This window comes from uncultured Psychroserpens sp. (genome assembly GCF_947494225.1).
Classification (GTDB): domain Bacteria; phylum Bacteroidota; class Bacteroidia; order Flavobacteriales; family Flavobacteriaceae; genus Psychroserpens.
In genome coordinates this window covers 681282-700565 of sequence record NZ_CANLUG010000002.1, presented here as the reverse complement: position 1 = coordinate 700565, position 19284 = coordinate 681282, and the positions used below count along the sequence as shown (strand labels likewise).

Here is a 19284-nt window from a genome sequence, read left to right as displayed (position 1 = left end):
ACAGAAACTTTGATTATTTTTTAATTTCTACGACCTCTATTCCTACCACCATACATCTCTCGCATTTCTTGAATTTTGTCTTTCATAATTTTATTGTACTCTTCTCGAGTTACAATATCACCTTTTTCAGGTTTATCAATGGCTTCTTTCTCTTGAGGGTTCATAACTATTTTTGTACATAGCATCACAGTTCTATCAGATTGAACTTCAAGAATTAAACCTGGTAAACCATGATAATCTGCAGGCCCAGCACTCACAGGAATTTGAGGTGTATACCATGCCGTTACTATGACAAACTTTGGCACCTCAACTTCATCAAAAGGATCATCAGATTTTGATGCAGTTGTATCTGCAGTTTCCTCACCTTCCTTCTTTTCTTCGTCTTTCTTAGGCTTTTTTCGACGCATGCTCATAAAATCCATCTCATCTACCTTTTTAGTAGTTGTGGCCTTAAAACATGTATACTGCCCTATTTGTTTGGTTTCACTACCCAGTTTCCATTCTAACGCTGGAAGAGAATCTTTAACCAAAAACGCTTTGCCAAAAAATTCTTGCTCTTGAAGAATCACATTTTCTTTTATGTTCTTGTATTGCGGTCCTCCAGTAAAGCTACTCATCATACCTCCCCATCGACTTCCTCCAGATCCTGGCGCTTCAAGTTTTTCTTCCTCTTTGTATGTAGACTCACTACGATTAAAATTTAACACATAAGTTTTCTCTAGCATACTTTTCATACGCTCGGCTATCATCTTTTTTTGCTGATCGCTCATTTGTCCTCCACCCCAACTACTCATATCTAGAGTGGTTTTTGTTTGATAAATAGCTTGTCCTTGAAAATCTTGCGCGTTTACATTAAGCGATAAAAATAATAATACTGCTACAACGCTAAGTCGTGATACTAGTGTTTTCATAATTGAGTAATAAATTAGTCTTGTTCATCAAATTTAAACAAGCATTAAACAAAATGCTATTTTTTACGATAACATTAACGTTCAAAAATACTTTAATTAAAGTACTAAGACTCAAAAAAACACCAAATGTTAAATCCCTAAAGGTTAAAATTTTCTTAAAGTATGGTCTTAACCTCCAATTCTTATCTCAATGTTTTCACCATCACCTCTTCCATTAGATCTAAAACGCTCTTCCATTTCCTTCATTTTCTTCTCCATGATTTTATCATAAGCCTCTTGCGTTACCTCTTTTCCTTTTTTAGGTTCCACAATATCAGATGCTTTCTTTGGGTTCAGAACAATTTTACTACAGATTACGGTTTCTGTGCCATCATTAACTTCAAGAATTAATCCAGGTAAACCATGATAATTCCCAGGCCCTACACTCACAGGAATTTGAGGTGTATACCAAGCGGTAATTGTGATTTCTTTCATTTTTGGAGGTGCATTTTCATCTCTGCTCAAATCCTTATCTCCATTAAAACTTATACCGCTTTCAATGTCCTCAATCTCTCTGGTCATTGTAGCCTTAAAACATGTATACTCTCCAATATTTTTAGTCTCAGATCCCAAGGTCCATTTATGATTTTGTATAGAATCCTTGATTAAGAAGAGCTTACTAAAAGATTCATTTTGGTTAGTAAAGCGTTTTTCTTTAATGTTCTTATAAAGGACGTCAGATCCGCCAGAACCAATCATAACGACTTGCATTCCTTGTGGCTGTGGAGCTCCTAATGTTTCTTCTTCCTTGTATAGTGATTCTTCTTTATTAAATGATAAAATATAGGTTCTTTCGAATTGCTTTTTTAACATTTCCATCATTCGTTCTTGCATACCAGAATCTACTTGGGTACTATCTAATTTAATATCTATTTTACGTTTAGACTTATAAGTAGCCTCACCTTTAAATTCTTGAGCGTTAACTTTTGAAACAAGCAAAAGTGCCGATACAATAATTACTTTAATAATAACTTTCATTGGTTTTATTTATTTGTTGTTATAATATTCAATTGCAGCTTTCCTCATTTTTTTTACATTAGTTAAAAAACCGTCAATGTCTTTATTACTGCCATTAACTTTATAGGAGAACTTACTCTTTTTTCCGTTGGACATCGCTTTTCCATTACATGTAATTTCGAATGTAATATTTTCATCGCTTCCAACTTCTGCTAAAAGTTCTTTTACATCCTCTATCTTAAAAGTAGATTTAACTTCTTCGGCCGAATCAACAGTTACCGAAATACTCAAATCTGTTACCTTAATGTCATTAGATGTTACTTTTCCGTTTATACCATTTGATTGACTAAAACTAAATGCTGTAACTAAAAGCACTAAAATGGTTAATAGGTTTTTCATGTGTTTTATGTTTAATGATTAATATGACACAAATGTAACTGGCCTTTTTGTGTTTTTGAGTTAACCAGTGTTAACGAGTGTTAACCGATTAGTTTTTAACCATTTTAACATTTACTTTTGACCTATGAATGATTCGAAATACAGATATATTCTATATGTTATCGTTATTGTTATTATTGCTACCATTGGTATTCAAACCTATTGGAACTACAAAAATTACTTAACGAACAAACAACAACTTATAAACGATGTTCAGGTAAGTTTAGATAAGGCTGTTGATGACTATTATACTGCTTTAGCGACCAGAACCACTTTAGGGATTTCATTGGAGGGTGAGCATCAAAAAAATGCGTTTGGAGAAAATAGCGAGCTAGAAAAATTGCTAGAACAGATTGATGAAACTAATAAAGAGTTTACAAACTTAGATTCATTAGAACTTAACCCAATTGAAGGATTTACCATCGTAAGAGGTCTCAAAGTAGACTCTATGATGAAAAAGGATAAAAGGGACAATCAACCATTATCTGAAAAAGCTTTTAAACGACGTATTGAATCCTTAAACAAAAATCCCGACAGCTTTAAAATTGATGTGTCTAACATTGAGATGTTAACATCAAAAATTGTCATCTCTATTAACAATGATTCTTTAGATTTAAAAGAGGTAGATAGCCTCCTAAAAGTAGATTTAATTCGAAAGAATATTGATATAAACTACACCCTCGATTATAAGGAACATTTTAAAAGCACGTTAGACACATGCTGGATTGAGCGTTCAAAAAGTCATCTGGATGAATCTCATAACAAAGTCTTTTTAAGTTCTGTATCTAAATCTACTTTTTTACCTCTAGATAGTGTACTCTCTATTCAATATGAAAATACAACCTGGGCAGTTTTAAAACGTATTATTTCAGGCATAATAATTTCATCTCTTTTGGTGTTAGCAGTTATAAGCTGTTTATTTTATCTACTGAAAATAATTAAACATCAAAAGCAATTGGCCGAAGTAAAGAATGACCTTATTAGTAACATCACTCACGAATTTAAAACACCTATTGCTACAATTGGAGTAGCTTTAGAGAGCATTCAAAACTTTAATGTAATTGATAACAAAGATAAAACTAAGACCTATTTAGATATGTCTAGCACGCAATTATCTAAGTTAAACACGATGGTTGAAAAACTACTCGAGACCGCAACTTTAGACAGTGAAAATCTAGAACTCGATAAGGACAATTATAATATTTCCGAAGTATTGGAGGTGATTCTAGAAAAACATAAAATGCAAAACTCGAGTAAATTAATCACTACTAATATCTCCCCAAATATAACAGCTAACGTAGATATCTTTCATTTTGAAAACGCTATAAATAATGTCATTGATAATGCCTTTAAATATGGTGGTGATAACATTTTTGTAGATCTAAAAAAGACCGCATCTAACATTGACATTTCTATCGCTGATAATGGACAATCATTGTTAAAAGTGAACAAGGATAGAATTTTCGAAAAGTTTTATCGTGTTCCGAAGGGAAATACTCACGACGTAAAAGGCTTTGGAATTGGACTATATTATTCTAAAAAAATTATTGAAAAACATCAAGGGACAATTACTCTTGATCTCAACAATAAGCTAACCACTTTTAAAATAATACTACCTCATGCTTAAGACAACAATTTTACTGGCCGAAGACGAACCTGCTCTGGGACAAATTATCAAAGAAAGCCTAGAAACACGAGACTTCAATGTCTTGCTATGTAATGATGGTGAAAAGGCCTTAAAAACCTACCAAAACAACACACCCGAATTATTAGTTTTAGATGTTATGATGCCAAAAAAGGATGGTTTTACTTTAGCTAAGGAGGTTAGAGCTATTGATGACACGATTCCTATTATATTTTTAACAGCCAAGTCACAAACGCAGGACGTCGTTGAAGGATTTACTATTGGTGGAAACGATTATCTCAAAAAACCATTTAGTATGGAAGAGCTTATTGTGAGAATTAACAATTTACTCAATAGGTCTAAAATTCAAAAAACGTCAGAAGTCCTAACGATTGGAGCTTACACCTTTGATTTTCCTAAACAACAATTGTACTATGGCAACGATTCTGAACAGTTAACACATCGTGAATCCCATCTCTTATTTCATTTAATAAAAAATAAAAATCAAGTTTTAGATCGGTCAATTATACTCAATAAACTTTGGGGAAATGATGATTTCTTTTCTGCTCGAAGTATGGATGTATTTATCACTAAACTTCGTAAAAAACTCCAAAAAGACGAGCATATTCAAATTATTAATATTAGAGGATTTGGCTATAAACTTGTTTGCTAGAAAATAGATAGCTTGTTTCTTCGTTTAAATATCGAAAGGTTCAAAATAATGGATCAATTTTTGTATTTTTCACTTCTATATACAAGACATGGCATTTTTGAAATATCTTTTCTTTCTTTTCACATCTATTGCAATTGCACAGACTCAAATAGAAGTTATTGCTCTAGATTCTACAAATTTAAAAGCTAATAATGTCGTAGCAGTAGACAATTTTGAAACCATATATTATACTACAAATACAATTTTACATAAAAAACCAAAAGATAAGCCAGCTATAAATTACAGTAATGTTCAATTGGGAATTCCTACATCTGTTAATGCTTTTAATCCTTTAAAGATTAATATGTTTTATCAAGATTTTAATACTGTGGTTATATTAGATAATCGTTTAGCAGAAATTTTCAAAATCGACTTTAATACTATTCCAGCATATAAAAATGTATCACATGTATCAACAGGTTATGATAACACGCTTTGGATTTTTAATCAAGATATTCAGCAGTTAGAATTATACGATTATAAAAATGACAAGGTAAGAGTAACTACGATACCTGTACAATCTAATGTTATAGATCTCAAAAGTGATTATAATTACTGCTGGATGTTAACCGATAACTTCTTATATCAGTATACATACTTCGGAAGTCTAATTTCAAAAACAGAAAACAAAGGTTATACAGCCTTGGCTATTAATAACGAAAACATTATTCTTAAAACAGAAAACACGCTATTCTACAAATCAAAAAAGAGTCATGACATAATTCCGCTAAAAACACCCAAATTGTTAATAAATCAGTTTTTACTAACCAATGAAACCTTGTATATTTACGATCTTGAAAAACTTCATAAATACCAACTAAAAATCAAATAGATATGCACGTTGCAGTCGCAGGAAATATTGGTGCTGGTAAAACCACACTTACAAAATTACTAGCCAAACACTATAAATGGGAACCTCAATTAGAAGATGTAGTTGACAATCCTTACCTGGACGATTTTTATAACCAGATGGAACGCTGGAGTTTTAATCTACAAGTCTATTTTTTAAATAGTAGATTTCGTCAAGTGGCTCAAATTCGCAAAAGCGGGAAAGACATTATTCAGGATAGAACCATTTATGAAGACGCGCATATATTCGCACCTAACCTTCATGCCATGGGATTGATGACTAATCGTGATTTCGAAAATTACCGTTCACTTTTTGATCTTATGGAAGGTTTTGTTGAAGGACCAGATTTACTCATCTACCTAAGAAGTACAATTCCAAACTTGGTATCTCAAATTCATAAAAGAGGCCGAGACTATGAAAACTCAATCAGCATTGATTACCTGAGTCGCTTAAATGAACGCTATGAAGCTTGGATACATGGTTATAACAAAGGAAACTTATTAATTATAGACGTTGATAATCTGGATTTTGTTGCAAACCCTGAAGATTTAGGCGGTATCATTAATAAGATAGACGCTCAAATTAACGGATTATTTTAGAAGGTTCCTCTCAAGGTTTATCCTCCTGTTATTTTTATTACAATCATTAGTAGCGATACTTTTAAAGCTATAGATTAACTGTGCTTTATTGGCATTGTTGTAATTAGTCCTCTTTTTTTTCGTCCAAAGGTTGTAACTTACATAATCATAACAACCAATTAAATGAAATTAAATAATTAGCTCAATTGGGTTTTCTTAGTACTCAAGATATCATTGCAAATTTTAATATTTAAAAGCAACCAGGTGTCGTCTAAAGTAACTATTGAAAAAATTTAAAAAGCCCACAACTACCTAATTGGCTATATTTACTTTCTAACCAACTTTATCAATTTGAAAGCACTTACTAAATACTGGTTTCTAGAAGGCTTTAACCTTTTCAAAAAACTTGGAATGGTTAGCATGATGAAGATTTGCGAGATTCTTGAAATGGATAATATTGAAAAAGGGAATCCCATTAAATATTCCGAAAAGCACAAAGACAGTATTATCTTTTTAAAAAAGGGCAGTGTAAAAATTGTAGATTCAGTAACTAAATCAGTCAAATACATTGTAAAACGCGGACATATATTTGGAGAGTTAGCGCTCTATGATAAAGAAGCTGCCAAGTTAGAGGAAGCCTACGCTTTAGAGGATTGTATTATATGCTATATAGAATCTGAACAAATGGAAAACCTTATGGAAAAGCATAAATCACTCAAAAATGGTGTTCTCAAAATTTATGGTTTACGCATTCAAAAATTAGAAAGACGGCTAAGTGATTTACTCTATAAAGATAGCGCTACAAGAATTAAAGAGTTTATCTTAGAATACATTGAAGAGTTTGGAAAAAAAAACGACGAAGGCCAGCACATTGCTAATAATCTCCTATCTCATAAAGATATAGCTAACCTAACAAATACATCCAGACAAACTGTTAGTAATGTATTAAGCCAAATGAGAAAAAATGGTTTAATAAATTATGATATAAACTCAATTTCTATTAACAACAATCAAAATAATTATCACCTATGAAAAAACCAGTTGTAATTGCTCAAATAAGTAACTTAAAAAACAAACAACCCGAACATGCTCTTGTCAATGGATTAGATTTAGTTGTTGTTAAATTTGATGACGACATTTCTGTACTTTATGGAAGATGTCTTCACAGAGGTGCGCTAATGTCTGATGGTCATGTGGATGGGGACAATTTGATTTGTGGTGTTCATGGTTGGGATTATAGAGTAGATTCTGGCGTTTCTGAATATAACAACAAAGAGGTACTGCATAAATTTTCGACTAAAATTGAGGGTGATAACTTAATGGTTGACGAATTTGAAATAGACGCGTATTTATTAAATAATCCACAACCCTTTAATCGCAATGAGTATCTGGGGGCCTATGCCGATACACATCCCGAAGACACCGAACCATATACTGGTTATATAAAAGAATTAGCTAAAAACGGACTTAAAAATATTGGTCATCATGGATTTTCGGCGTCTATGGGTGTTGATAGAAATACATTACCTAAATGGAATGACATTCAATTTTTACCTGCACAATTAGCAACACTTCCTCTATTAGATGAAGAAGAAGTCTCCACAAAAGTTGTTATTGGTCCAAACGCAAAAAAACCTCTAGAATTAGATATACCTCTTTTTGTAAGCGATATGAGTTTTGGAGCTTTATCGCGTGAAGCGAAAATAGCATTAAGCAAAGGTGCTGAACTAGCTGGCACTGGAATTTGTTCTGGAGAGGGTGGCATGTTACCTGAAGAACAGCAAGCTAATTCTAAGTACTTTTATGAATTAGCTTCAGCTCAGTTTGGGTTCTCATGGGATAAGTTAGACCATGTTCAAGCCTTCCATTTCAAAGGTGGTCAAGGTGCTAAAACAGGAACTGGTGGCCATTTACCTGGAAGCAAAGTAAGTAAAGAAATCGCTAACGTTAGAGGACTACAGGAAGGAGAAACGGCCATTTCTCCAGCCGCAAACCCTAATTTTCGTACAGCAGAAGATTTTAAAGCCTTTGGAGATAAGGTAAGAGAACGTACAGGAGGAATCCCTATAGGATTTAAAATTGCAGCAAGTCATATCGAAAAAGACATTCAATTTGCCTTAGATGCTGGTGTAGACTATATTATTCTTGATGGTCGCGGTGGCGGAACCGGTTCTGCACCAACCATATTGCGCGACCATATTAATGTTCCAACAATTCCAGCCTTAGCAAGAGCTAGAAAGTACTTAGATAAAGTAGGCGCTACTGATATTACATTGGTAATTACGGGAGGTCTAAGAGTTGCCGAAGATTTCGCAAAAGCAATGATGCTTGGTGCCGACGCCATTGCCGTTTCTAATTCGGCTTTACAAGCTATTGGATGTTTAGGTATGCGGGCCTGCGGAACAAATAATTGCCCTGTTGGTATTGCCACTCAAAAAGAATCATTGAGAAGTAGAATTATTATTGATTCTTCTGCCAAGCAGTTATATAATTATTTTGATGCCACTAATAACCTCATTAAAGTTGTGGCAAGGTCTTGTGGTTATGATAATATTTCAAAATTTAACCATAATGATCTTTCAACATTCGATTTAGACATGCATAAACTTACTGGTATTAATTACGCTGGTGTAAACTTTTAATTTATGAAATCGACAATGCACTTAGCTGCGCAATATCTAGCAACTGCAGCAATTAGTTTTATTCCCAAAAAAGATGACGATAGCCATACCAATTTAGGATGGGTAAACCACGCTTTAGAAACGCATCCGTTTCCTAACGGAGATAAACTTGGTTTAAATTATGAGCATTTTTCCTTAGAATGGAAATACAGCAATGGAAACACTGAACATTTACTTTTAAATAATCTTAAACATAAAGAAATTGTTGAATGGATATCTCAGATGGCCGCTAAAAACGATTTGCGTAATTCGTATGCTTATAACTTACATTACGAACTTCCATACCCACCAATTTCTGAAACTACAAGTTTCGCAATCACAAACCAAAATGAACTAAACGATTTGATTAAAAATAGAGATCTGGCGCAATATGTCATTTCAAATGTACTGGAGGCTAATCATTACAAATCCCCCATTAGAATCTGGCCTCATCACTTTGATACTGGAGCATTTATTAATGTTACAGAAAAACGCTCTATCGGTCTAGGCATGGCTACTCCTGACACCATAATTAACGACTATTATTTTTATATAAGCGGCTATAATGGTCATCAACCTATTGATGTAACGATAACTAATAGTTCTACTAAAAAGACCTATTATAATGATGGATGGCAAGGGTTTGCAATGTCTATTAGTGAACTGGATAAATCATCGGCAATGGATTTTTGCCAAACAGCTATTAATACGTACATAAATTCTGAAAAATAATGTTTGAAATATTTGTTGGTATAATTGCTCTAGCAGCTTTTTTAAGTTACTTAAATGCAAAATTTTTAAAGCTTCCAGAAACAATTGGCGTGATGATTCTTTCTATAATTGTTTCACTCCTCTTTGCCGCTAGCTATTTTATCGACCATGCTTATTTCAATTATGTCACAGAGTTTGCAAGGCGCATTGATTTTAAAACCATTTTATTCGATTTTCTTCTTGGTATTTTGCTCTTCGCTGGAGCAATACATGTGAACCTAAAAGGGTTATTAAAAGAAAAAATCACTGTTTTTGTTTATGCCACCTTTGGTGTTATTATATCTACATTTATAATTGGAACAGTATTCTATTATGTTGCATCATCTATTGGATTAGACATAAGCTATTTATATAGCTTAGTTTTTGGTGCACTTATTTCTCCAACAGATCCTGTTGCTGTACTAGCGTTGCTAAAAAAAGCTGGAGCTCCAAAACATATGGAGATTAAAATTGTTGGAGAATCATTATTTAATGATGGCGTTGGTATTGTTGTATTTTTATCAGTACTTTCTTTGGCAACAATGATGCACGAGTTTGATGTATCACATATTGCCTCAGAGTTCGGCAAAGAAGCTGGAGGCGGTTTCTTAATGGGTTTTATATTGGGGCATTTAGGTAAACGCTGTATTAAAAGTGTTAATAAACAAGCGGTAATTACAGTTCATATTTCCTTAGCCATTGTAATGGGCGGCTATGTGCTTTCCAACATGCTACATATATCAGGAGCTATTGCTATGGTTGTAGCAGGGCTTATCATCGGACATAGCTTACATGCCAAAACTGTTTCCGAAGATTTAAAAAATCACTTAAACATCTTTTGGAAAGTTTTAGACGAAATCTTTAACGCTGTTTTATTCGTGCTTATTGGTATTGTAATGATTACATTAGAGTTTGACATATATCACTTATTACTCGGAATCATTTCTATTATTGTTGTGCTTCTAGCACGATATATTGCAATTATATTATCAAATCTATTCTTAAAAAAATCGCATAGAGCAAACAAAAGTGAGCGCATCATACTAACTTGGGCTGGACTTCGTGGTGGCATTTCTATAGCCCTAGCTTTATCACTTCCAGAAGGCGAAGTAAAAGATATTATTTTATATGCTACTTATGTCGTAGTGGTATTTTCAATTATTGCCCAAGGTCTAAGTATAGAAAAACTGGTTTCAAAATTATTAAAACGTAACTAATGGAAAAAAAAGTAGTTTGGCACAAAGTATTAAGTCATAAAAAAGAATTACCGGAAGGTCGTGTAAAAACAGTAACAGCTGCCCATAAAGGCATTTGTTTAACCCATTATAAAGGTAAATTTTCTGCCTTAGATAATCGTTGTCCACATCAAGGTGGTCCTTTAGGTGAAGGATCTATTGAAAATGGGATGTTGCGTTGCCCATGGCATGGTTGGGATTTTGACCCTTGTTCTGGTAAACCACCAGGAGGATTTGATGATGGTATTGACACCTTCCCAGTAAAAGAAGAAAATGATGCTATCTATGTTGGTTTAGAAGAAGAACCACCTCATGAAGCAACGGTCTCTGATATTATGGTCGAAACGATGGTAAATTGGGGTGTAAACAAAGTCTTTGGTATGGTTGGACATTCTAACCTCGGATTTGCTGATGCCATGAGGCGTCAAGAAGAAAAAGGACGACTTAATTTTTATGGCATTAGACATGAAGGTGCGGCTGCTTTTGCGGCTTCGGCCTATGGGAAGCTCACCGGAAAACCTGCCGCTTGTTTTTCTATTGCAGGTCCAGGTGCAACAAATATGTATACAGGACTTTGGGATGCCAAGGTAGATCGAGCACCAATTTTAGCGTTAACAGGACAAGTAAAAACTCAAGTCGTAGGCACTGGAAATTTTCAGGAAGTAGACCTCGTTCAAGGGTTTAATACTGTCGCCGAATTTAATCAACGTGTTCAAAGCGACAGTAGACATGCAGAACTCATGTCTTTAGCGGTGAAACATGCTATTTTAAAACGTGATGTTTCCCACTTAACATTTCCAGATGAAGTTCAAGAGAAAAAAGTAAATCCTAAATCTAAAGCAAAAGGCCCAAAAAATAGAATTACATCTCTTGAAATTGCGCCACCTAAAGAAGCTGTTAATGATGCTGTTAATTTGATAAAAAATGCAAAACGTCCTCTAATCATAATGGGACATGGCGCCAGAGCACATAAAAAGGCTGTTGTTAATTTTGCAGAAAGTTTAAATGCTGCAGTGGTAACAACATTTAAAGGAAAGGGTTTAATAGCAGACAATCATCCTCTTGGTTGTGGTGTTTTAGGACGAAGTGGTACACCTATTGCTTCGTGGTTTATGAATGAAGCCGATTTGCTAATTGTTTTTGGAGCCTCATTTTCTAATCATACTGGAATCACTCCTAAAAAACCAATTATCCAAATAGATTTTGATCCGTTAGTTTTAAGTAAGTTTCATCAAGTTGAAGTTGCGGTTTGGGGAGAAATCTCGAGAACCTTAGAGTTATTTAATTCTGAATTAAAAGGACATATTAACACTCACGATCAACGCCATGAAATCGTTGAACGTTGGGACATCTGGAAAGCCGAGAAACAAAAGCGTTTATTAGAAACCTCAGATGATGGCATTAGTTCAATTGCGGTATTTGAAACCATGAATAGACTCACACCAGAACATGCTGTAATGTGTGTTGATGTTGGTAATAACGCTTATTCTTTTGGTCGCTATTTTGAGCCTACAAACCAAGATTTTTTAATGTCAGGATATTTAGGTTCTATTGGATTTGCGCTGCCAGCAGCCATTGGCGCATGGGCTGCTGTAGGACAAACAAGACCAATAATTGCTGTTGCAGGAGATGGTGGCGTTTGCCAGTATTTAGCAGAAATAACAACGCTTGTAAAGTATAATATGCCTGTGAAGTTAATTGTTATCAATAACCATGAGCTTGGTAAAATTTCCAAAGAACAACGCGCTGGTGAATTTGATGTTTGGAAAACGTCGTTATCAAATCCAAATTTTGCTGAATTCGCGCAATCATGTGGTGCTTGGGGAAAAAGAGTTGAAAAACAAGAAGCGTTGGAGGACGCGATGCGAGAATTATATGCCCAACCTAAAGCTGGAGTTTTAGAAATCATTGCAGACGTTAACCTTATTTAATATGGAAATCATCATCAATATTTTTTTATTAATTCTATCTGTTTACTTTATTATAGGATTACTTTTTGGATTTTATTTTCTTTTTAGAGGCGCATCCAAAATAGATCCCTTAATGGAAAACACTAAAACAAAAGTTCGGTTTTTATTGTTTCCAGGTGTCGTCGTAACTTGGCCTTTTTTAATTGGTCGATTGTTTAAATCTAAAACTCCCTAGTTATGACTTCAGGATTAAGAAAAGCACATAAATTTATTTGGTTACTTCTCATCATAACAGTGCCAATAATTATGTTTTTTTCAGTTAAAGATTTAGAATTTTTCACTGATAAACAAGCTAAAGAAATGTCGTTCGAATTAGGTGATTATCGTATTGTAGCAACAGATGAAAACGAGGTATTGAAAGCCGCTATATTAAAAAATGAGGATTCTATTAAAATAGATATTGAAATTAAAACACCTTTAAAAGCATCTTCAGCCGAAGTTTATGAGCTTAATCAAAATAAAGAGAAAGGTCGCTTTTTAGGGCCAATGAGTAAAGCTAAAACCTATAGTTTTTATCTAAATAATGATGCCACTGGCATTTTAGTATTCGACACTTTAAAAGGCACGGAAATCACAAAACTTATATTCTAATGGGACTTGATTATCAATTAGTACTTTGGAATAAGTACAAGAAAGCATATGACAAAATAATTATAATAAGCATGCTTCTTTATATTATTTTGTTTGCTGCCATAACTCTAATTTTTAACTCTGAAACAACCATAGAAACCTTAGTGATTCGTGCCTTCGGGTCTCTCGCTATTATTATGCTCAACATCATTTTAATTATTGGTCCGTTGGCAAGATTGAATCCTAATTTTCTTCCTATACTATATAACCGAAGACATCTAGGCGTTAGTATGTTTATTGCAGCATTTATTCATGGTGGTTTTTCAATATTTCAGTTTCATGCTCTGGGTGATGTGAATCCCATCTATTCCATATTCACTTCCAATATGGATTATAATTCTCTAACCAATTTTCCGTTCCAAGTTTTAGGTTTTATTGCCTTGCTTATTCTATTTGCGATGGCATCAACTAGCCATGATTTTTTCCTTGGAAACCTATCAGCGAAAGTCTGGAAAAGACTACACATGATGGTGTATTTTGCTTATGCTTTAATTATAGCTCACGTGTTTTTGGGTGCCTTTCAACAAGAAACATCTCCACTTACTATTGGTATTATGGCAATAGGCTTCTTTACAGTGGCGAGTCTTCATTTGATTACAGCATTTAAAGAGCAAAAAATTGACTCTATGAAAATGGAAGAACAAGAAGGATGGTTAAAAGTTTGTACTATTTCAGAAATAGAAGAGGATCGTGCCAAAATCTTTACTGTTAAAAACCAACGTGTAGCTGTGTTCAAATACAATGGCAAACTCTCTGCAATTCATAATGTATGTAAACACCAAGGTGGTCCATTAGGCGAAGGTAAGATTATTGACGGTTGCATTACTTGCCCTTGGCATGGATATCAATATTTACCAAGTAATGGTCAATCACCTCCTCCTTTTACAGAAAAGGTTGCCACTTATCAGTTAAAACTTGAAGGCGATATGATTTATATTAACCCAGAAGCTTTTGATGAAGGTACGGAAGTTGAACCCTGTAATTATTAAGAAAATGAAAAAAAATGACGAATTCTACGTGCCCTATATAGAGGGGAGTTTAGGAGTGAAAACGAAGCAATCATTAAAGCGTTTCGTTCTTTCTGCTGTTGGGCTTATCATTATAACTGCATTAGTATTTAGTTTTTCTCAGAATCAATTTAAAAATGCGACTTTCGAATTACTAAGTGAGACAAAAATAACAGGAACGTTTCATGAAAGCCCATACCCTATGTTACGCGTTCACGTTGCAAAAGACACGTATAAGAACATCCTCCTTCTTGGTTTCGGAAAGTTTAGTGCTAATCCGTATTTAGAAAAACTGCAACATGAGGTTCCAGATTTAAACGGAAAGACATTAACCATTGAAGGTAATTTGATTTATTATAATGGAAAAACATTAATTCAAATCACAAATGATGAAAAAGTGAGTTTAACGAAAAACACTAATACTAAACTACCCGAAAAGACAACTATAAGTGAAATGACCTTACAAGGTGAAATCATAGATCCGAAATGTTATTTTGGTGTCATGAAGCCAGGAAAGGGTAAAATTCACAGAAGTTGTGCTGTACGTTGTATTTCTGGTGGTATTCCTCCTGTCTTAGCAACTAACGACGATAATAATATAGCAACCTATTATTTGCTAACAGATCTCAATGGTAATGCAATAAATCAGGACATACTTCCTTTTATTGGGAAGCCTTCGGAAATTACTGGAACTATTGAGAAAATGGAAGACTGGTATCTACTAAAAATAAGTCCAGAGCATATAAACGTAAAAAGTGAAGTTTCAAATATTTACTAGACTTACGATGCTATAAATCCATGCTTTTTTGCATGCTCAATAGCCTGAGCACTACTTTCTACTAGCAAGACAGGTGTTTGATTGTAATTCTCAAAAAGTCCTCTTACACGCATCATTTTCTTTTTGTGTTTTACACTTCGTAAATAAATGGCACTAACTTGATCTGGATACGTTTTGGCAATATCTATATAGATATCTGCATCGCGTTCGCCACTGTCTCCAATTAAAATAAATTGTAGTGTTGGATACGTTTTTAAAATATTTATGATCTCAATTTGTTTCTGCGGTTGATCTCCAGATTTCTTTTTAAAAATATCCTTAAAACTCCTTAATAGTATAGGACCTTTAGGAAAGGTATGCTGTCTTAAAAAAAACTCTAGATAACGATATAAATTCCATGGACTATGACTTACATAAAAAATAGGATTTGCATTATGACCAGATTGTCCTCTATGTAACTTAAAGTAAAATTCGGCAGCGCCCTCAAGGGGGATTCTATTTCCTGCATTTTTAAAAATACTATTTAGTAACACCTTCCATTTTAATGTTGATACAACACCAGTATGAATAATAGTATCGTCAATATCACTAATAACACCGTAATCTGCCTTGGCCGATGGAATTAACAACTCTCCAATAAAACAGTTAGAGTTTTGGATACTCCTTTTGATATTTACATTATTATAGGCCACTTCAAAATTGAGCCAACCATCGTCATCAGCTAAATTCATCAAGCCCTCTACATTTTCATCAACCTTAAAATAGCCATGATCGTCAGTAGTAGTTTTCAGGATTGTACCGTTTGGAAGTGTTATTTTAAGTTCGGTATGTTTAATTTCGTCTGTTTCAAAACGTTTCCATGAATTAATAAATAAACCAAACAACCCTTTCTGTTCTAAGTTAATGGTTTCATCTTCTAAGGCACGTCCGCGCATATAAAAATGGTTATCTGTACCATAACTTTGAAATGTAATAATTTGTAAAGGGTCTTTTTTAAACACTAATTGAGACATTAGAGGTTCAAGATACTAAAATCATAAAAAACTAAGGTAGTTTTAGTGGGTGTTATTGAGAACTGATTTAATAAATAACTCAATATCAGACTTCATCACGGAAAGTTCGTCCATGAGTATGCCATGTCGGTGTTTTAAGAGCTTAGATACAACCTCTAATTGGTTTTCTTGATGTGTATCGGGTGTTAGCTTACAAAGTGCTAGATCATGTTCTAATTGTCCTTTTTCATGATCCAATTGATAAATCTTATTAACGATGTTATTGCACTGTTTTTTGAACCTTAATATTTGTTGTGCTTTCTTTGGCAACTGCTGTGCTAAATCGTCTATTACCTTGGCAAAGTTTTGATTGACGCTAGAATGTGCACACCCCAAGCGCTGTTTTCTTAGTTTAGCATCACACAGGTTCACACGATCAAAAAAGTACTCATTAGCTGTTTTTCGATACACAGGTTTTCTATTGGCATTAAAAACAACGCGCTCATGATGCATGTTACATTTAATAACTTGGAACTCTTGAATTTTTTTAAGCAGATGAGTTATATGATGTGCAGTGTTCATTGGTCTCATAAAATTACACGAATCTCTAGACATAGAATTAGGTAAAAACACCTGATTTTTATGCATAAAAAAAGCCACGATAAACGTGGCTCTTTTTTATATAATTGAACAGTTGTTATTCTTTTATCACTCTTTTAGTGTCTTCCTTAACTGTTTCAACACTAGCTTCAGAGGCTTTCATATCAGCTTCAACTTCAGATGTTGTTTCTTCTTTAGCGTTTTCTATTTCAGTATATGTAAGTGTTGTTTGTGCTAATTCTTTCGACACATCGATAGTTCTTTCATTAACAGCTTCTATCTCGCTATCAACTAATACTGATTCAGACGTATGCCCACCTAAAATTGGTGCAATAACTAATCCTATTAAACAAGTTAATTTGATTAAGATATTCATTGAAGGTCCAGAAGTATCTTTAAATGGATCTCCAACTGTATCACCAGTTACAGCAGCTTTATGAGCATCTGATCCTTTGAAGGTCATTTCACCATTAATTTCAACACCAGCTTCAAATGATTTCTTTGCATTATCCCAAGCACCACCAGCATTATTTTGAAAGATAGCCCATAATACACCAGAAACTGTAACACCAGCCATATAACCACCTAACATTTCGGCAATAGCCAAGTGATCCATACCAAATAACATTGGAATGAACGCAATAGCTAGAGGAAATCCAATAGTTAACAATCCAGGTAACATCATTTCTTTTAAAGAAGCCTGTGTAGAGATTGCTACACATTTATCGTATTCTGGTTTCCCAGTACCTTCCATAATTCCAGGAATTTCTTTAAATTGACGACGTACTTCTTGTACCATTTCCATCGCAGCTTTACCCACAGCATTCATTGCTAATGCAGAAAATACTACTGGCACCATTCCTCCAACGAATAACATCGCTAAGACTGGCGCTTTAAAAATATTAATTCCGTCAATTCCAGTAAACGTTACATAAGCTGCAAATAAAGCTAATGACGTTAAAGCGGCAGAGGCAATAGCAAATCCTTTTCCTGTTGCAGCTGTTGTATTACCAACAGAGTCTAAAATATCGGTACGTTCTCTTACGATTGGTTCTTGCTCGCTCATTTCAGCAATACCACCTGCATTATCAGAAATTGGTCCGAAAGCGTCAATTGCCAATTGCATCGCTGTAGTAGCCATCATTGCTGAAGCAGCTAATGCAACACCATAGAATCCTGCAAATGCATAAGACGCCCAAATAGCACCAGCAAATAATAATACTGAAGGGAATGTAGAAATCATACCTGTTGCTAGACCTGCTATAATATTAGTTCCTGCTCCTGTACTTGACTGTTGTACAATTTTTAAGATTGGCTTTTTACCCAATCCAGTATAGAATTCTGTTACAGATGAAATTACAGCACCAACAAATAAACCAACAAGCGTTGCATAGAATACGCGCATACTAGAAATCTCTTGTAAACCTTCACCAAAGAACTCCATTTTCATAGTTTCTGGAAGCATGTAGTAGCATAATCCAAAACAAGAAACAGCCACAAGAATAATAGATGTCCAGTTACCAACATTTAAGGCACCCATAACCTGAGCTTCTTTTGCGTCGTTAGATTTGATTTTCACCAACATAGTTCCTATGATAGAAATAATAATTCCTGCACCTGCAATTGCCATTGGCAATAAGATTGGTCCAATACCACCAAATCCAAGATCTACAATATCTCCACCCATATCTTTAATCACATAGTTACCAAGAACCATCGCAGCCAATACTGTTGCAACATAAGATCCAAATAAATCGGCTCCCATACCTGCTACATCACCTACATTATCACCTACGTTATCTGCAATCGTTGCAGGGTTACGAGGATCATCTTCAGGAATACCTGCTTCAACTTTACCAACTAAATCGGCTCCTACATCGGCAGCTTTTGTATAAATACCTCCACCTACACGAGCAAATAAGGCAATAGATTCTGCCCCAAGAGAAAAACCTGCTAAGGTTTCTAACACGATAGTCATGTCCATAGTATTGGTCCATTCTCCACCCATAAAATAGTAGAAGAATGCAATAAAAAATGCGGTTAAACCTAAAACTGCTAATCCAGCTACACCAAGCCCCATTACCGTTCCACCTCCAAAAGAAATCTTAAGTGCGTTTGGTAAACTTGTACGTGCTGCTTGCGTAGTTCTTACGTTTGTTTTCGTTGCAATTTTCATTCCAATGTTTCCAGCGAAAGCAGAAAAAACAGCTCCAAAAATAAAGGCAACAACGATAAGAATATGTGTTGTTGGCACTACAAAAGAGACTACAGCAAGTAAAATACTTACGATAACTACAAAAATAGCGAGTAGTCTATACTCTGCATTTAAAAATGCTAATGCGCCTTCGTAGATATGATCTGAAATTTCTTTCATTTTACCATCTCCAGCGTCTTGTTTCATAACCCAAGATTGTTTTACAATCATGTAAATTAATCCTATAAGCGCCAAAGCTATTGGCATGTAAATCATCAGTGATTCCATATTATAATTTTATTTTGATTTGTTATTTAGCTGGGCAAAAGTAGTGAAAACCATTAAAACTAAAAAACCCT

Annotated in this window: 19 protein-coding genes; 13 read left to right on the top strand and 6 right to left on the bottom strand. The window is 34.3% G+C overall.

Going from position 1 to position 19284, the window contains the following annotated elements; all coding sequences use genetic code 11:
• Positions 1–20: 20 nt before the first annotated feature.
• The 3 genes from Q0893_RS07210 to Q0893_RS07200 form a co-directional block, all read right to left on the bottom strand.
• A complete protein-coding gene (locus Q0893_RS07210; RefSeq protein WP_298900266.1) occupies positions 21–911 on the bottom strand; it encodes a GLPGLI family protein in 891 nt (296 codons plus the stop codon).
• Positions 912–1079: 168 nt separating this feature from the next.
• On the bottom strand, positions 1080–1928 hold the full coding sequence (locus Q0893_RS07205) for a GLPGLI family protein (protein WP_298900268.1): 849 nt from the start codon (positions 1926–1928) through the stop codon (positions 1080–1082).
• Between the two features lie 9 nt (positions 1929–1937).
• Positions 1938–2306 carry a hypothetical protein gene (locus Q0893_RS07200; RefSeq protein ID WP_299273883.1) on the bottom strand — a complete coding sequence of 123 codons (369 nt, stop codon included), beginning with the start codon at positions 2304–2306 and terminating at the stop codon, positions 1938–1940.
• 124 nt (positions 2307–2430) lie between these two features.
• On the opposite strand from Q0893_RS07200, the gene Q0893_RS07195 reads away from it, so the two are divergent.
• From Q0893_RS07195 to Q0893_RS07135, 13 genes are all read left to right on the top strand, one after another.
• The gene (locus tag Q0893_RS07195) at positions 2431–3972 is read left to right on the top strand and encodes a HAMP domain-containing sensor histidine kinase (protein WP_298900270.1); all 1542 of its coding nucleotides are present in this window, start codon (positions 2431–2433) and stop codon (positions 3970–3972) included.
• A complete protein-coding gene (locus tag Q0893_RS07190; protein ID WP_298900271.1) occupies positions 3965–4642 on the top strand; it encodes a response regulator transcription factor in 678 nt (225 codons plus the stop codon). The genes Q0893_RS07195 and Q0893_RS07190 overlap by 8 nt, the downstream gene beginning before the upstream one ends.
• A gap of 88 nt (positions 4643–4730) precedes the next feature.
• Positions 4731–5513 carry a hypothetical protein gene (locus tag Q0893_RS07185; protein ID WP_298900272.1) on the top strand — a complete coding sequence of 261 codons (783 nt, stop codon included), beginning with the start codon at positions 4731–4733 and terminating at the stop codon, positions 5511–5513.
• A 2-nt stretch (positions 5514–5515) separates the two neighbouring features.
• Entirely contained in the window at positions 5516–6130 is a 615-nt protein-coding gene (locus tag Q0893_RS07180; protein WP_230937068.1) for a deoxynucleoside kinase, read from the top strand.
• Between the two features lie 330 nt (positions 6131–6460).
• On the top strand, positions 6461–7141 hold the full coding sequence (locus Q0893_RS07175; protein WP_299273877.1) for a Crp/Fnr family transcriptional regulator: 681 nt from the start codon (positions 6461–6463) through the stop codon (positions 7139–7141).
• The gene (locus Q0893_RS07170) at positions 7138–8751 is read left to right on the top strand and encodes a glutamate synthase-related protein (protein ID WP_298900274.1); all 1614 of its coding nucleotides are present in this window, start codon (positions 7138–7140) and stop codon (positions 8749–8751) included. Before Q0893_RS07175 ends, Q0893_RS07170 begins: the two co-directional genes overlap by 4 nt.
• A 3-nt stretch (positions 8752–8754) precedes the next feature.
• On the top strand, positions 8755–9501 hold the full coding sequence (locus tag Q0893_RS07165; RefSeq protein ID WP_299273873.1) for a hypothetical protein: 747 nt from the start codon (positions 8755–8757) through the stop codon (positions 9499–9501).
• Positions 9501–10736: a sodium:proton antiporter gene (locus tag Q0893_RS07160; protein ID WP_299273870.1), complete on the top strand. Its 1236-nt coding sequence runs from the start codon at positions 9501–9503 to the stop codon at positions 10734–10736. The genes Q0893_RS07165 and Q0893_RS07160 overlap by 1 nt, the downstream gene beginning before the upstream one ends.
• Positions 10736–12685 carry a thiamine pyrophosphate-binding protein gene (locus Q0893_RS07155; protein WP_299273867.1) on the top strand — a complete coding sequence of 650 codons (1950 nt, stop codon included), beginning with the start codon at positions 10736–10738 and terminating at the stop codon, positions 12683–12685. Before Q0893_RS07160 ends, Q0893_RS07155 begins: the two co-directional genes overlap by 1 nt.
• 1 nt (position 12686) lies before the next feature.
• A complete protein-coding gene (locus Q0893_RS07150) occupies positions 12687–12899 on the top strand; it encodes a hypothetical protein (protein WP_298900278.1) in 213 nt (70 codons plus the stop codon).
• Positions 12900–12901: 2 nt separating this feature from the next.
• Positions 12902–13315: a hypothetical protein gene (locus Q0893_RS07145; RefSeq protein ID WP_298900279.1), complete on the top strand. Its 414-nt coding sequence runs from the start codon at positions 12902–12904 to the stop codon at positions 13313–13315.
• Positions 13315–14343, top strand: coding sequence for a Rieske 2Fe-2S domain-containing protein (locus tag Q0893_RS07140; protein WP_299273862.1), 1029 nt, complete (start codon positions 13315–13317; stop codon positions 14341–14343). Before Q0893_RS07145 ends, Q0893_RS07140 begins: the two co-directional genes overlap by 1 nt.
• Positions 14344–14347: 4 nt before the next feature.
• Complete coding sequence (locus tag Q0893_RS07135) at positions 14348–15139, top strand: hypothetical protein (RefSeq protein ID WP_299273859.1); 792 nt, start codon at positions 14348–14350, stop codon at positions 15137–15139.
• A 2-nt stretch (positions 15140–15141) separates the two neighbouring features.
• Here Q0893_RS07135 and Q0893_RS07130 read toward each other — a convergent pair whose 3' ends face one another.
• From Q0893_RS07130 to Q0893_RS07120, 3 genes are all read right to left on the bottom strand, one after another.
• A complete protein-coding gene (locus tag Q0893_RS07130) occupies positions 15142–16152 on the bottom strand; it encodes an App1 family protein (RefSeq protein WP_299273856.1) in 1011 nt (336 codons plus the stop codon).
• A gap of 42 nt (positions 16153–16194) precedes the next feature.
• Positions 16195–16746 (bottom strand): hypothetical protein, encoded by a 552-nt coding sequence (locus tag Q0893_RS07125; protein WP_298900283.1) that lies wholly within the window; start codon positions 16744–16746, stop codon positions 16195–16197.
• A gap of 82 nt (positions 16747–16828) precedes the next feature.
• Entirely contained in the window at positions 16829–19213 is a 2385-nt protein-coding gene (locus Q0893_RS07120; RefSeq protein ID WP_298900284.1) for a sodium-translocating pyrophosphatase, read from the bottom strand.
• Positions 19214–19284 lie beyond the last annotated feature (71 nt).